This is a genomic window from Pseudarthrobacter sp. C1 (assembly GCF_034720455.1).
In the GTDB taxonomy this organism is placed as follows: domain Bacteria; phylum Actinomycetota; class Actinomycetes; order Actinomycetales; family Micrococcaceae; genus Arthrobacter.
Genome location: NZ_JAYESK010000012.1, coordinates 1 through 13,703, shown reverse-complemented (window position 1 = coordinate 13,703; position 13,703 = coordinate 1). Strand labels below are relative to the sequence as shown.

The window sequence follows — 13,703 nt, the reverse complement described above, 5'->3', positions numbered from 1 at the left end:
GGGGCACGCTGCGGGTCAGGGCCTGGCGGGCCCGGACACCGGCGCAGGCGGGTGCACCCGCGTGGTGAGGTAGAGCCGGTGGGCAGTGATGACCAGAGCCAGCCAGGCCGCTCCGAGTGCCCAGGCGCCCAGCACGTCCGTAAGCCAGTGGTGGCCGAGGTAGACCCGGCTTAGCCCCATGGTTGCCGCAAAAACCGCCGCCGCCACTCCCGTGAGTATCCGGGCGCGGGCCGTGGTGAGGCGGAGGATGATCAGGTAGGCCACGATGCCCGCGATCACCACGGAATTCAGGGAGTGGCCACTGGGGAATGAAGCTGAGTACTCGTAGGGCGGCACGGCATCGGCCAGGTCCGGCCTGGTCCTGCCCACCAGCTCCTTGCCCGCGATAGTCATCAGCAGCGAACCGAGCCCGGCAACGAGCATGAGGATGACAGGGGTCACGGACCGGCGCTTGAACGCCAGGCCGGCCATGACGGCCAAAGCCAGCACCGGCATCCCGACGGTCCTGCCCACGTCCGTATAGGTGGTGACGAGGATGTCCAGTCCCGGGGACCTGAGCGTTTTTGCGCCGTCCAGGACGGGATGGTCAAGTCCGGCAACTCCATCGGCTTCGACGACGGATTCGTAGACCTGCGCGAAAACCGCAGCCAGCGAAACCGCCAGCGCTGCCCCGACGGCCAAGGTGATGATCAATACCGCGTGGGACCCGAAAAGGCCGCTGATGCGTTTGGCGACCGATGCCAGGAGCCGGCCCGGCCTGGTATCCCATCTGGTGAGGTCCTGCCCGCCAACAAAGCGGTCCTGGTGGACTTCGCCTTTGACCCCGGTTTGGGCCGCCGCCGGGTGGGGCGGATTGTTGCCTGCAACCATGTCTTTTGGCCCTTCGCTGCCGGAGATCAAGTTAGTAAGCAACCTTACCTTGTTCTGCCGGCGCGTCAGCAGGTTGGAACTACGCGGTCACTGCCCGGCGGGAGCTGATGTCGAGCTGGTTCAGGCAGTAGTCCTTGAACCAGTGCCGGATGCCCTGGGGCAGCTTCGGGTAGGTCACCGCCAGGATCTTGAAGGTGCGGTTGAAGCGGCGCTCATGGCGGTGGCTCCAAGCCAGCCCGAAGTCTTGGCGCAACTGGTCCGGCAGGAGGCCTGCGGTGAGGAACCTGGCGAAGGGCATGATGGCGAGGTACCACAGCGCCGCCCGCTTTGGATACAGGAGTCCCCGGCCAAAGCGCACGGCATTCTCATCAGCCCGCAATGCACGCATCTTCCCATCCCAGTAGCGTCCAAACGCGGCCCTGTCCTCCGGCCACATATGCCCTGGCAGTTGCAGGGCCGTGCCCAGCTTCGCGTAATCGCGGTACATGGCGTCGGCGGACTCGTCGTCGAGTGGACCGTAGATTTTCTCGATGATGGTCAGCGCGGTGTCGTAGAGCGTCGCTGCCACCCACAGCTGCAGCCCGGCGTCGTACGCGTTGTACCCCGGCGACTCGTCATCGGCAGCCCGGCGCACAGGCGCGTGGGCGCGGTTGACCCTGCGGCGGACCTCCTTCACCTGCTCGTCGGTGCCGTAAACCACGGCGTAGACGTAGGTCAGGGTGCCCTTGAGCCTGTTGATGGGGCGGTCCGTGAACGTGCTGTGCTCGGCGACGCCGCGCCCCACCCCCGGCTCGGCAAGCTGCAGCAGGATGGCCCGCCCTGCTCCGGCAAGCAGGATCGCCTCCGCGCCCAGATCGGCAATTCCACTCACCATTGCAACAGGCTACCGGAGGGATGCAAGGTCGGACGATGGCGGCGGGCGCGAGCAGTACCCGCGAAAAAAATCGAGTACCCACCACTCGTGCCCTCCACCCGCTCTGCACGTACCGTCCTTCAAAAGCCCTGCGCACAAACCCCGCGGGTGTTCCGACTGTGAAGGGGGCGGTCATGAATGGCACGGAGGCCCTGCCATGACTCAGCCGGACGCCTATGCCCGGCCGCTCCTGGACCCCGCAGTACTCGAACGGCTGCGCGACGATCTCGAGGATGACGAGGGCGTGTGGAAGGTCTTCGTGGAGAACTTCATCGCGCACATGCCCCAGCGGCTGCAAAAAGTACGGCTTTCGCTCACCACCGGCGACGTGGCCGGCTCCATGGACGCCGTGCTGAGCCTGAAAACGTCAAGCCAGATGGTGGGTGCCGAGAGGCTGGCAGCCTATGCCGCCGAACTCGAACAGGCGCTGCGCCGCCAGGCCGGGAGCGGGGACCCGGCCGTCACCCTGCCCCTCATCGCGGCGGACCACCTCCGGCGGATCAAGCAGTGCGCCCAGCGGACCGTCTATGTCCTGCAGAACCACCTGAAACAAGGGCATTGAACGGGGCGCCAGGATAGGGCGCCCTGCTCCCTCACTGAATGCCTCCACAAAGCAAGCGGACGACGGCGGGACCTCCCGCCGTCGTCCGTTTGGAAGGCGTGGGGCTACCGGGTGAAGGGCACCTTTTCCCATGACAGGACCGGGCCGCCCGCGCTGTTCCCTGACGCGGTGAACCGGACATAGTTGGTGGCATTGGCAGAGCCGTCCACAGTGATGCGCTGAAGATCGTCAGCCGCTGCCTCCTGGCCGTAGATGTCCAGCCACGGCGAGCCCGGCGCCAGCGGCTGGTTCTCGGCGAACACGTGGCTGTCGCCGTTGATGAGGTAAACCGGGGCGTCGAACCGGTTGGTTTCCTCAACGATGGCGTCCACGATCTCGCGGAAGCCGGAGACGACCGCCGGGTTGGCGGACGCGGCAGCGAGCAGCGAGGGGTCGAACATGTCGGCCTGGGCCATCAGCACCACTGCCCTGTCGTTGCGCCGGGCGGCGTCACTGAAGGTGGCACGGATCTGGTCCAGGACAGCCTCGGTGCGGTACTCCACTTCGGCCTGCTGTTCGGGCGTCACGGCGGTTTCGCCGAGGCCGCTCCACGGCTGGAGCGAGTTGTTGCTGCCCTGGACGTTCACCACTGAAAAGGCAATCCGGTTCTCGGTGAAGCGGACATTTTCCGGGAGACCGAGGGCCTCCTGGGACTTGACCGGCATGGTGGCACCGAGGGTCTTGCCGGGTTCGTTGAAGAACACTTCCCTCAGCTTGGCCAGCCGTTCGAGCGGGTTGTAGGCGCCGTTGTTGGCGCGGTGGCAGTCCACCCACTCGTTGTCGCCCGGGGTGAACACCAGCGGGAGCTCGAATGTGTCGAACTGTTCCCGGATGAAGGCAAAATACCCGTCCGAGCAGACGGACGATCCGTTCTTGATGTCACCGACGTGGGCCACGAAATCAAGGCTGCGGTCCGCGTTGAGGTCCCGGATGCGGGCAGGGAATTTCGCGATTTCCTGTTCGCCGTAGGGAATGTCGCCGATGACGCCGAAGCTGAAGGCGTCCTGCCCGTCCGCATCCTTGGGAGTGTTGTCGGCGGCGTATGTCGGCTGGGAGGCAAGGAGGGCGAGCGCGAGGAGGGCCGCCGTCGTCGCGGTTGTAGCAAGGGTCTTCATAGCCACGGTGTTTCCTGTCTGCTGGCTCGGGGTGGTTACTGCGTGCGGGCCGTCAGGAACTGCTGCAGCCCCGCGAGGTCGTCCGTGTTGATGTGGTCCACTCCGGCGTCGACAAGCTCGTTCCACATGGCGTCCCGGGCCGGGCCGGCCTGGTCCGGGGTGGCCCAGAAGCGGACGCGGTAGCCGTTGGAGTGGGCTTCGGCAACGTAGGCGTGCAGCTTGGCGCGTTCGGCCTCCGGCATGGGTCCCACGCCCTGCCAGGTGAAGAGCTTGGTCCAGTTGTTGCTGACCAGGGGCATGAGCTCGGCCGGCATGCCGGAGGTGAGGTCGGCGGCGCGGCCGTCATAGAATCCGAACCTCTGGTCCTGCGCCTGCATGGTGGCCAGGGGACGGTTTCCGCTGATCACTGCGGTAACCGGGCCGGTCTTGGTTTTGCCCTGGCTGTAGCGGCTCATGATGTCGCGGTGCTCGGCGAGCTCCTGTTCGACGGCGGCGTAGGTGGCTTCGCCTTCGCTCTTGATGTCGATGAGGAGCTGCAGGCTGCCGTCCCACCCCGGGTACACGCTGTGGCCCTCCTGGCCGCGGACCAGGTCTTCCAGCGGGTCAAGGTAGAGGCTTTCAAGCGTGACGCCGGCCTTCACATCCTCGAGGTCGTGCGCCACCAGCAGTTCGCCGTCCACCAGCCAGACGTCGGCTTCAACACTGGTGAAGCCGTGCTCCAGCGCATCGAACAGCGGCCTGTCATGCTCATAGTCATTGTGGGCATGGGCGGCGGCCAGCGGCTGACCCAGGACCGGTGAAGGGCTGGAAGACTGAGCAATGGCCGCGGGGGCTGCGGCAGTCCCTGTCAGGGAAGCCAGGGCAACGAGGGCGGTGACGGCGCTTTTCACGAACACGGAGTTCTCCTTGATACAGCTGCGGGGATTCACTGCCCGGCTGTTGGGATGGGGCAGTGTGTGCGTGACAAGGATTGTTGGCGCGCAATAACACCCGAGGACCCCACGGTTGCGGAAAAGTGAACAGGAAGAGTCGGGCCTAAAGACACCAGCGGAACCAGCCCAAAAACGGCATACTGGCGCCATGACCGATGCAGCGCGAAAACCGGACCGGATCATCCTCGTGCTGCTTGGCATCATCGGCGTGCTGGTGGTGGTGGCCCTTGCCGTGGTGTTTTCCCGCGGCGACCCCGCGCCGCTGGATGAAGCCAGCCCGGCCGGCGTCGTCCAGCGGTACAGCACGGCGGTGATCGACGGCGATATCGCCACCGCAGAGACCTACCTCACCGATTCTGCCCGGACGGTTTGCCGAGGCTCCTTCTCCGGCGAGCCCCGCCCCGCGCGGGTTGTCCTGGTGTCGACGACGGAGCGGGACCAGTCCGCCACCGTGAAGGTCTCCATGGTCAACTCGTACCAGGACGGCCCCTTCGGCCCCTCAGAGTACGAGATGGAGGACATCTTCACCCTGGTCAAGGAGGACGGGAACTGGAAGATCAGCCAGGCCCCCTACATGCTGATGGCCTGCTCGGGGACGCCGGTGAAGCCATGACTTCCCCCGCGCAGCTGACGGCCCCGACGGCGGGACACGCCCAGACCACCCTGCGCCGCCTGATCCAGTACGCCCTGCTCTTTGCCTTGGTGCTGATCGCGGCGTCCGGCCTCAGCGGACTGCTGGAACGCCTGTTCACATCCGGGGCAGTCCTGGCCTCCACGGACGTGGCCGGGCTGGCCCGGTCGCTGGCATTCACCCTGATTGGCGGCCCGCTCGCCCTGCTTCTATGGTGGTTTGTCTGGCGGCGGCTTGACGACGAGGCGGAACGCACCTCAGCCGGGTGGGGCCTCTACATCACGGCCATGTACGGCGTCTCGCTCATTATCTTCACCACCTCCTTCCTGGGGCTGGCCACGTCATTCATCGGACAGCGGGGCAACGACTGGGCGCCCACGCTGGCCAACACCATTGTTTGGGCGGCCATCTGGGCCTGGCACCGCTGGATGTGGAAACACCCGAAGAAACCCACGGTGCACCTCGAGGACGTGCGTGCCGTCGTCGGGTCCGTGTTTGGCCTGCTGCTCGGTGCCGGCGCCGGGATCGCAGCCCTCGGCGGGCTCCTGGACGTCGCAATCCGCGGCTTCCCGCTGACCGTCACCGTTGAACCCTGGTGGTACTCCGTGCTCCGTTCACTGGTGTGGGCGGCCGGCGGGGCCATCGTGTGGTGGTGGCACTGGTTCAGGGAGGGCGGGCGCCGCTTCCAGACGGGCCTCGTTGACGTCATCATGATCGCCGTCGGGATTTTTGCCGCCGGCATCACGGCCCTTGGCGGCGCGGGCGTGGTCCTGTTTGTGCTCCTGCGCCTGGCGTTCGACCGGAACAATCCCATGAACGAACTGCTCGAGCCATTGGCCCCGGCCATTGCCGCGGCGCTCGTGGGGGCGCTGGTGTGGCGGTACCACCGCACGGCCTCGATCCGCCGTTCCCCCGGCACCATGCGGGCAAGCCTGCTGGTCACGTCGGCCGTGGCCCTCGCTGCCGCCGCTTCCGGGGTGGGCGTTGTGGTCAACGCGCTGCTGGCTGCGGCAGTGTCGCCGCTGGCGGGAGGGGCCACGCGGACCCTGCTCCTGGGCGGCATCAGTTCCCTCCTGGTGGGCGGGCCTGTGTGGTGGCTGGCGTGGAAGCCCCTGAAGCAGCCGCGGGCTGCCGAGGACATTCCGCCCGGACGCCGCGTCTACCTCATCGCATTCTTTGGAGTCAGCGCGGTGGTTGCACTCATCACGCTCCTGGTGATCGGCTACCGGCTCTTCGAATTCCTGCTCGGGGACGTCACCGGCGGCAGCCTCCTTGACCGCATCCGCGCACCGTTCGGGCTCCTGGTGGCCGCCGGCCTCGTAGCGGGCTACCACTTCGCGCTGTGGCGGCACGACCGTGCCCTCCTCGCCGCCGCGCGGCCCGCCAGGAAACGCACCGTCGACGCAGTCACGGTGGTCACTGCGCCCCAGGCGGACGCGGAGGCTTTGGCAGCGGGCATCGCTGAAGCCACCGGCGGCGCCAGGGTCACCTTATGGCTGCGGACGGACGACGGCGGCTCCGCCCTTCCGGCGTCAGGCCCGGCCTCCGGCGGGGGTGATACCGGGGCTGGTACCGCGGCGGGTGACATTGCTGCGGGTGATTCTGCTGCGGCGGAAACTTCGCCGCCATCCGGCGACGTCATTCCGCGGATCGCTACGGCGCTGGAAGGCGTCGCGTCCCGGCACGTCCTGGTAATCCTGGGCCCCGCGGCGCGGCTGGAGGTCATCCCGCTGGCCAATGCGGGTTCCCGGCGCTAGCTGTTCTGAGAGCGGCTGCCCACGTTGGCGCCTGCTTGCCAACGCACGCGCAGAAATGTCAGACCCTCCCGCGAGGATATGGGTATGGGAAACGGCGCGGTGACTAACGCGGGGGCTGCAGTGGTGATGGAGGGTATTCATGCCTCTGTTGGCGCCCTTGACGCCCTGTTCCTCGAGGAAGCCCGGCTGGATGCTGTGACTGCTGGTTCCAGTCCTGCTGCTGATTTTGGTCCTGCTGTTCCTGCTGCCCCGGACCCTGTTGTGGATGTCCTGCAGCGGAAGATCGATAACCGGCTGGAGCGCCTGGCGGTTGTATCGCGGCTGGAAGCACAACTGGCCGCGGCCAAGGCCCGGGACGCGGCGGAGATCCTCGAACTCCAGCACGCCATGATCCCGCCGAACGCCTCCCTGCAGGACAGGTCCTTCCAGGAAATGTCCCTTATCGAGGAAATCGCCGGCGTCCTGACCGTAAGCTCCCCGGCCGCCGGGGCACTCATCACCCAGGCCCGGCAGCTGCGCTCCCTCCCGCTGGCCCTGGACGCCCTGTCCGCCGGGACCATCTCCTGGCAGCACGCCAAAATCCTCGCCGACGAAACCCACAGCCTCGGCCCCGCGGGCGCCGCCGCCATGGCCGCCCATTTCCTGGACGCGGACGCGCCCCACCCGGCCCGCGGAGCCGCACCCGGTGACCTTGTGCCCTCCCGGTTCCGGGCAAAGGTGCGGGCCTGGCGCGAACGCCACCACCCCGAATCCCTCGAAAAGCGCCACGCCAAGGCAGCAACGGACCGGCGGATGGAGTATTCCCCGGACCGCGACGGCATGGCCTGGCTCTCGCTGTACCTCCCCGGTGACACCGCAACCGCCATCTGGAACCGCACCACCGCCCTCGCCCGCGGACTCCAGGGCCCCAACGAATCCCGCACCCTCACCCAACTCCGCCCCGACACCGCCGCAGCCCTGCTCCTCAGCACACCGGACACGCGCAGCACCAGCACCAGGGACACAGCAGACGAGGACGCTGCGCCTGCAAACGCGGCCCCGGCAGAAGGGGACGCTGCGCGTCTGGGCAAGGTCCCGGCGCCCAAGGCGGACGTCCTCGTCACCGTCCCGGTGTTCGCCCTCCTCGGCCTCACCGATGAACCCGCAATGCTGGACGGCTACGGGCCCATCCCCGCCTCCACGGCCCGCAACCTCATCGCCGACGGCGCCACCTCGTTCCACCGCGTCCTGGTGGACCCGCGCGACGGTGCACCACTGGAAATCGGCCGCACCAGCTACCGCCTCACCAAAGCCATGAAACAAGCACTCCGCCTCCGCGACGGAAAATGCACCTTCCCCGGCTGCAACAACCGGACCTCGGACAACGAGGCAGACCACCTCCAGGCCTGGCACCACGGCGGAACCACCGGAATCAGCAACCTGGCCCAACTCTGCCCCAAACACCACCGCCTCAAACACAACAGCCGCTGGAAACCCACCCTCGGCACCAAAACCCAGACACCCGGCTGGACCTCACCCACCGGCCGCCACTACAAGCCCGAACACCACGACTGGGAACCACCACAGTGGCCAGGGAACCCGGAACAACTGCAGACAGTTCCCGGTGGCCCACCTTGTTGCCCTCCGGACCTTGCTTACATCGGTCAGTCCCCAGCGGAAGATGCAATAGACAAGTTCTTGCATGCCCGTCCCTGACCTGCCGCCGGGCGGAGACCTGCCCTGGAGCGGCCTGCGTCCGAAGCGGAAGCCCAAGCGGCCGCGGACGTGCCGGGGGCGTTCTTTGGCAAAGTGTTCGCCTGTGCCGGGCCCTAGCGTCCCCTGAACCAACAGGTCGCGCGTGCCCTCCGCAAATTGGCATGGGGGCGTCAGCCCGAACTTCCCTAGACTGGGCAGTGAACGCTGGAAGTACACGAGCAAAGGAGCCAGGCATGAGTGGAGTAGTGGTAGTAGGGGTGGACGGCAGCCCCTCGGCATTGAAGGCCGCCGAGAAGGCGCTGGACCTTGCAAAGGCGTTGGGAGCTTCGCTTCACGTGGTGACCGCATTCGACGTCGACCGTTCCGAGACCTTCGGCGTCGGCTCGGACGAGGTGAGGGTCTGGAACTCCGATGCCTCCGAAAACGTCGCGAAGTCACTGGCCGACACGCGGCCGGGGGTGGAGGTCACCCACTTCGCCGCCCGCGGAAAACCCGCCGATTCCCTCATCAAGGAAGCCATGCGCCTGGACGCCCGGCTGATCGTGGTGGGCAACCGGAGGATGCGCGGCATCGGCCGTCTCCTGGGCAGCGTGGCCAACAGTGTGGCGCACAACGCCCCCTGCGATGTCTACATCGCCAACACGTACGAAGACTAGGCAACACCGCCGGGACCAGCCAAGGTACCGGGACCAGCGGCCAGCAAACGGGCGACGACGGGACCTCCCGCCCGTCGCCCGTTTGCTTTAAGGGAGCTTTCCTCAAGATTTGCGAAGTTTATCTTGTCGCTAGATAAACCCCCTTCCCCTGGTATGGCTGCCTGCCTAGGGTTGCTTCACAGGCACACCAAAGGGAAACCATGAAAAGCTCAAATGACACTCCAGGGGACAACGCGTTTGAGGACCCCCGGCAGCCGCTGATTCCAGACCCGCCCGATGACCGCCAGCGCAGTGTGGCCGAATGGACGGGCGACCTCCTGCTCGGAATCAGGCAGCCCCTACAGTTCCGCCTTGCCGACTGGCCCTAGCAACCTCCGGCGGGACCCGGGCCCCACAGCTCGAAAAGTGCGGGCCACCTGAATCACCGGTATGACTTCGAAAGCCATGCGCCCAACACGGCCAGCGCACTAATCCAGGTTGTTATCCGCCGTTTCCGGCCCGCACCGAAGTCCGCCATACCCATCGTTGCCGTTTGCGGGCGGGCAGGTCAACCACCGATCCCCCTGCCAAAGGAAAGCGGACGACGGCGGGACCTCCCGCCGTCGTCCGCTTCCATCAGCCTTCCGCCTTCGCCTGTTTCGGCGGAGGAACTCCCCTACCGCAGGACGACGGTCCGGTTGCCCAGCAGCAGGATCCGGCCCTCGCAGTGCCAGCGGACGGCGTTCCGCAGCGCCACGCACTCGGCGTCCCGGCCCACGGCCACCAGGTCATCGGCAGTGTACGTGTGGTCCACCTCGATGACCTGCTGCGAGATGATCGGGCCCTCGTCCAGTTCTGCATTGACGTAGTGGGCGGTGGCGCCCACGGTCTTGACGCCGCGCTCATACGCCTGGTGGTAGGGCTTCGCGCCTTTGAAGCTGGGCAGGAACGAGTGGTGGATGTTGATGGTTTTCCCCGCCAGCTTGCCTGAAAGGTCGTCGCTCAGCACCTGCATGTAGCGGGCCAGGACCACCAGTTCCACGTCGAACGCGTCCACGAGCTCCAGGAGCCGGGCCTCGGCGTCGGCCTTGGTGTCCTTGGTGACCGGTACGTGGAAGAACGGGATGCCGTGCCACTGGACCAGGCCCTCCTGGTCGCGGTGGTTGGAGACGACGGCCACGATCTCCACCGGGATATCGCCCGTCCGCGCCCGGAACAGCAGGTCGTTGAGGCAGTGCCCCATCTTGGACACCATCACCAGCACCCGGCGTTTCCGGCCGTGCGGTTCCAGCTGCCAGTTCATCTGCCACTTCTCCGCAACCGGGGCGAAGCCGCTGCGAAGCTCTTCAGTGCCGGCGGGCTGCCGGGCGGCCAGAGACCCGGAGGAGAAGTGCACGCGCATGAAGAAGTGCCCCTGTGCCTTGTCACCGTACTGCTTGATGTCGATGATGTCGCACCCCTGCTCCAGCAGGAATGCGGAGATCGCGTGGACAATCCCGGGTGATTCAACGCAGTCAACCGTCAGGACATGTTCGACGGCAGCGGCCGGGTCCGCGGCATCGTGTGCAGGGGCGGCTGCGGGAATGTTGGGGGTGAGCGTGGTGGCCGTGCTCATTTCTGCACCTTCTCAAGTTCCCGGGCCTTGGACGTTTCCGCTTCCCGGGCAAGATCTGACTGGAACTCCGCGTACCTTGCCAGGTGGGCCGGGCGGCGGCGGATGGCCAGCCAGGCAACGCCGAGGATGACGAACCACAGCGGTGTGGCCAGCAGCGCCAGGAGCGTGTCCGGCTGCGTGGTCAGGGCCCACAGGACAAAGGCGAAGAACGCGAAGACCACCCAGACCATCGGCACGCCGCCGGGCATCCGGTACTTCGATGCCTCATGCAGGTGCGGGCGGCGGCGGCGGAACGCCAGGTAGCTGGCCAGGATGATGGACCAGACGAACACGAAGCAGACGGCGGACACGGTGGTCACCATGTCGAAGGCCTTGCCGATGTCCTGGCCTGCGTACATCAGCACCACCCCGGAGAGCAGCAGGACGCAGGAGAGGAACAGCGCGTTCTGCGGGACCTTGCGGCGTGACAGGGCACCGAACGCCGAGGGCGCGTCGCCCTCCTGGGCCAGCCCGTACACCATGCGGGAGGTGGAGTAGATGCCGGAGTTGGCGGAGGACATGGCGGAGCTGAGCACCACCAGGTTCACCACGGTGGCTGCAGCGCCGAGGCCGGCCAGGGAGAACATGGCGATGAACGGGCTGTGGCCTGCCTGGAACTGGGTCCACGGGGTGACGGACATCAGGACGATGAGGGCGCCAACGTAGAAGAGCAGCACGCGGATGGGGATGGAGTTGATGGCCTTGGGCAGGTTCTTCTCCGGGTCCTTGGCCTCGGCTGCCGTGGTGCCCACCAGTTCAATGCCCACAAACGCGAACACCGCAATCTGGAAGCCGGCCACGAAACCCATGAACTCGTTCGGGAACATGCCGCCGTGGCTCCACAGGTTCGTGAAGGTGGCAGGGCCGGCGTCGGACTGGAAGCCCGTGAAGATCATGAACATGCCCACGATGATCAGCGCCGCGATGGCGATGATCTTGATCAGCGCGAACCAGAACTCGGTCTCGCCGAACGCCTTCACGGTGACGAGGTTCAGGAGCAGCAGGATGGCCACGGTGGCCAGGCCCGGGATCCAGAGCGGCAGCCCCGGCCAGAGCTCCTTGGAGTAGCCGGCGATCGCGATGACGTCCGCGATTCCGGTGATCACCCAGCAGAACCAGTAGGTCCAGCCGGTGAAAAAACCCGCCCAGGGGCCGAGGAGGTCCGCGGCGAAGTCGCTGAAGGATTTGTAGTTCAGGTTGCTCAGCAGCAGTTCGCCCATGGCCCGCATGACGAAGAACAGCATGAAGCCGATGATCATGTAGACGAAGATGACGGACGGCCCGGCCGCGGAGATGGTCTTGCCGGAGCCCATGAACAGGCCGGTGCCGATGGCGCCGCCAATGGCGATCAGCTGGATGTGCCTGTTGGTGAGTTGCCGCTCGAGATGCGGCTCCTGGTGGGAAGTAGTGGATTTAGTGGTCACGTGCTGCTCCTCGAATCAATGCTGGGTGGAGTGCTGCGGAAGGGGATGCCTGTTCCGGCGCTGGGTGGACGCCATAGTCCGGCGCCGAAGCAAGGCTGTTGAAGCTGTAAAGGTGGATGCCGGCAATGTTGCCCGGCTGTGTTGCCAGCCCGGTGATCAGGCTGTCCGGCGAGTAGCGGTCCCCGCTCAGGAGTTTGCGGGCCAGCGGGCCCTTGCGGCTGAGGAATTTCAGGGAACTTCCGACGCCGATCTGCGTGGCGAGTGCCACCAGTTTCGTCCGCGGGACGGACCCCGCCACGCCCGCCCAGACGGGCAGGCGTACGCCTTCGCGGCGCAAAAGTGCCGCGTAGTCATGGATTCTTCCCGGGTCGAAGCACATTTGGGTGACCACGTGCGAGGCCAGGTGCTGCTTGGCCAGCAAGCCGTCCAGCAGGTCCAGGGGGCTGGCTACCGGATGGCCCTCGGGATAGCCGGCAACTCCGGCCCGCATGGTCCCGCCGGTGTACTGGGCGATGTCTTCCAGTACCGGAAGGGCGGAGTCGTACGTGCCTGCCGGCTGTTTCCGGTCGCCGCCGATGACGAACACCTCGCCGATGCCGGCGGCGTTGCAGCCCCGGATGATCTCGGTGAGCTCGGCGCGGCTGCGGATGCTCCGCGCAGCCAGGTGCGGAACCACGGTATAACCGAGGTCTGCCGCCTCCACCGCGGTGCGCATGGTCCGTTCGATGCCGTGGTGCGGCAGGCAGGTGACGCTGAGCGTGGTGCTCCGGGGCACCAGGGCCTGGACCTGCTCAACGATTCCTTCGGAAGGGATGATTTCGATTCTGATGGGGAACATCATTGGTCCTGTCTGGTCATCAGTTATGGAAAGCTTCAGCCTTGGGCAGGTCCCGCGTCAGGCCGTGGCGGCGAGCAGTGAGCTGGCCTCCTGGCGGGTGGTGCCGGAGTCCTGGATGCCGTCGGCGATGTGGGCGAGTTCGGCGGGGATGTCCCGGCCCTTCTTCCGCATCGCGGTGGCCCAGAGCCGGCCGGCGCGGTAGGAGGAGCGGACCAGCGGCCCGGACATGACGCCCAGGAAGCCGATCTCGTTGGCCTCGTCCTGGAGGTCCACGAATTCCTGCGGCTTGACCCAGCGGTCCACCGGCAGGTGCCGCTCGGACGGGCGCAGGTACTGGGTGATGGTGATCAGGTCGCAGCCGGCCTCGTGCAGGTCCCGCAGCGCCTCGGAGATCTCTTCCCGGGTTTCGCCCATGCCCAGGATCAGGTTGGACTTGGTCACCATGCCCAGGTTCCGGCCCTGCGTGATCACGTCCAGGGACCGCTCATAGCGGAACGCGGGCCGGATCCGCTTGAAGATCCTCGGCACGGTCTCCACGTTGTGCGCGAAGACCTCGGGCCTGGAGTCGCAGATCGCTTCGATGTGTTCGGGTTTGCCGGAGAAGTCCGGGATCAGCAGCTCCACCCCGGTGCCGGGGT

The 13,703-nt window shown here is 66.4% G+C and carries 14 protein-coding genes; 6 read left to right on the top strand and 8 right to left on the bottom strand.

Annotation, left to right across the window (positions count from 1 at the left end):
- Window positions 1-15: 15 nt before the first annotated feature.
- Together U7114_RS17090 and U7114_RS17085 are read right to left on the bottom strand one after the other, a co-directional pair.
- Complete coding sequence (locus U7114_RS17090) at window positions 16-870, bottom strand: phosphatase PAP2 family protein (protein WP_323058039.1); 855 nt, start codon at window positions 868-870, stop codon at window positions 16-18.
- 79 nt (window positions 871-949) lie between these two features.
- A complete protein-coding gene (locus U7114_RS17085; RefSeq protein ID WP_157240951.1) occupies window positions 950-1,744 on the bottom strand; it encodes an oxygenase MpaB family protein in 795 nt (264 codons plus the stop codon).
- 196 nt (window positions 1,745-1,940) lie between these two features.
- Here U7114_RS17085 and U7114_RS17080 point away from each other — a divergent pair, with 196 nt between their 5' ends.
- On the top strand, window positions 1,941-2,345 hold the full coding sequence (locus tag U7114_RS17080) for an Hpt domain-containing protein (protein WP_157240949.1): 405 nt from the start codon (window positions 1,941-1,943) through the stop codon (window positions 2,343-2,345).
- A gap of 104 nt (window positions 2,346-2,449) precedes the next feature.
- Here the strand turns inward: U7114_RS17080 and U7114_RS17075 are convergent, their stop codons facing one another.
- Together U7114_RS17075 and U7114_RS17070 are read right to left on the bottom strand one after the other, a co-directional pair.
- Window positions 2,450-3,499: a metallophosphoesterase gene (locus U7114_RS17075; RefSeq protein WP_323058069.1), complete on the bottom strand. Its 1,050-nt coding sequence runs from the start codon at window positions 3,497-3,499 to the stop codon at window positions 2,450-2,452.
- Between the two features lie 35 nt (window positions 3,500-3,534).
- Window positions 3,535-4,395, bottom strand: coding sequence for a phosphatidylinositol-specific phospholipase C/glycerophosphodiester phosphodiesterase family protein (locus U7114_RS17070; RefSeq protein ID WP_323058038.1), 861 nt, complete (start codon window positions 4,393-4,395; stop codon window positions 3,535-3,537).
- 184 nt (window positions 4,396-4,579) lie between these two features.
- On the opposite strand from U7114_RS17070, the gene U7114_RS17065 reads away from it, so the two are divergent.
- The 5 genes from U7114_RS17065 to U7114_RS17045 all read left to right on the top strand — a co-directional run bounded on the left by U7114_RS17065 (window position 4,580) and on the right by U7114_RS17045 (window position 9,538).
- Window positions 4,580-5,044: a hypothetical protein gene (locus U7114_RS17065; protein WP_157240947.1), complete on the top strand. Its 465-nt coding sequence runs from the start codon at window positions 4,580-4,582 to the stop codon at window positions 5,042-5,044.
- Window positions 5,041-6,819 (top strand): DUF5671 domain-containing protein, encoded by a 1,779-nt coding sequence (locus U7114_RS17060; protein WP_323058037.1) that lies wholly within the window; start codon window positions 5,041-5,043, stop codon window positions 6,817-6,819. Before U7114_RS17065 ends, U7114_RS17060 begins: the two co-directional genes overlap by 4 nt.
- Window positions 6,820-6,903: 84 nt before the next feature.
- The gene (locus U7114_RS17055; RefSeq protein WP_323058036.1) at window positions 6,904-8,514 is read left to right on the top strand and encodes an HNH endonuclease signature motif containing protein; all 1,611 of its coding nucleotides are present in this window, start codon (window positions 6,904-6,906) and stop codon (window positions 8,512-8,514) included.
- A gap of 233 nt (window positions 8,515-8,747) precedes the next feature.
- Window positions 8,748-9,170: a universal stress protein gene (locus tag U7114_RS17050; protein ID WP_104999110.1), complete on the top strand. Its 423-nt coding sequence runs from the start codon at window positions 8,748-8,750 to the stop codon at window positions 9,168-9,170.
- A 200-nt stretch (window positions 9,171-9,370) separates the two neighbouring features.
- Window positions 9,371-9,538, top strand: a complete 168-nt coding sequence (locus U7114_RS17045; RefSeq protein ID WP_323058035.1) for a hypothetical protein — start codon at window positions 9,371-9,373, stop codon at window positions 9,536-9,538.
- Between the two features lie 287 nt (window positions 9,539-9,825).
- On the opposite strand, the gene purU is transcribed toward U7114_RS17045, so the two are convergent.
- The 4 genes from purU to U7114_RS17025 all read right to left on the bottom strand — a co-directional run.
- Window positions 9,826-10,764 carry a formyltetrahydrofolate deformylase gene (gene purU / locus U7114_RS17040; protein WP_323058034.1) on the bottom strand — a complete coding sequence of 313 codons (939 nt, stop codon included), beginning with the start codon at window positions 10,762-10,764 and terminating at the stop codon, window positions 9,826-9,828.
- Complete coding sequence (gene cycA / locus U7114_RS17035) at window positions 10,761-12,227, bottom strand: D-serine/D-alanine/glycine transporter (RefSeq protein WP_323058033.1); 1,467 nt, start codon at window positions 12,225-12,227, stop codon at window positions 10,761-10,763. Before cycA ends, purU begins: the two co-directional genes overlap by 4 nt.
- Window positions 12,217-13,068, bottom strand: coding sequence for a methylenetetrahydrofolate reductase (locus U7114_RS17030; RefSeq protein ID WP_157240936.1), 852 nt, complete (start codon window positions 13,066-13,068; stop codon window positions 12,217-12,219). The genes cycA and U7114_RS17030 overlap by 11 nt, the downstream gene beginning before the upstream one ends.
- A 54-nt stretch (window positions 13,069-13,122) precedes the next feature.
- On the bottom strand, window positions 13,123-13,703 hold a 581-nt coding region (locus U7114_RS17025; protein WP_323058032.1), incomplete at its 5' end, for a lipoyl synthase.

Excerpts from the sequence above, each read along its gene's own strand:
- U7114_RS17065 (WP_157240947.1), top strand. The coding sequence starts at position 4,580 with ATGACCGATGCAGCGCGAAAACCGGACCGGATCATCCTCGTGCTGCTT.
- U7114_RS17055 (WP_323058036.1), top strand. The coding sequence starts at position 6,904 with ATGGGAAACGGCGCGGTGACTAACGCGGGGGCTGCAGTGGTGATGGAG.
- purU (WP_323058034.1), bottom strand. The coding sequence starts at position 10,764 with ATGAGCACGGCCACCACGCTCACCCCCAACATTCCCGCAGCCGCCCCT.
- U7114_RS17050 (WP_104999110.1), top strand. The coding sequence starts at position 8,748 with ATGAGTGGAGTAGTGGTAGTAGGGGTGGACGGCAGCCCCTCGGCATTG.
- U7114_RS17030 (WP_157240936.1), bottom strand. The coding sequence starts at position 13,068 with ATGATGTTCCCCATCAGAATCGAAATCATCCCTTCCGAAGGAATCGTT.
- U7114_RS17085 (WP_157240951.1), bottom strand. The coding sequence starts at position 1,744 with ATGGTGAGTGGAATTGCCGATCTGGGCGCGGAGGCGATCCTGCTTGCC.
- U7114_RS17075 (WP_323058069.1), bottom strand. The coding sequence starts at position 3,499 with ATGAAGACCCTTGCTACAACCGCGACGACGGCGGCCCTCCTCGCGCTC.
- U7114_RS17090 (WP_323058039.1), bottom strand. The coding sequence starts at position 870 with ATGGTTGCAGGCAACAATCCGCCCCACCCGGCGGCGGCCCAAACCGGG.
- U7114_RS17045 (WP_323058035.1), top strand. The coding sequence starts at position 9,371 with ATGAAAAGCTCAAATGACACTCCAGGGGACAACGCGTTTGAGGACCCC.
- U7114_RS17080 (WP_157240949.1), top strand. The coding sequence starts at position 1,941 with ATGACTCAGCCGGACGCCTATGCCCGGCCGCTCCTGGACCCCGCAGTA.
- U7114_RS17060 (WP_323058037.1), top strand. The coding sequence starts at position 5,041 with ATGACTTCCCCCGCGCAGCTGACGGCCCCGACGGCGGGACACGCCCAG.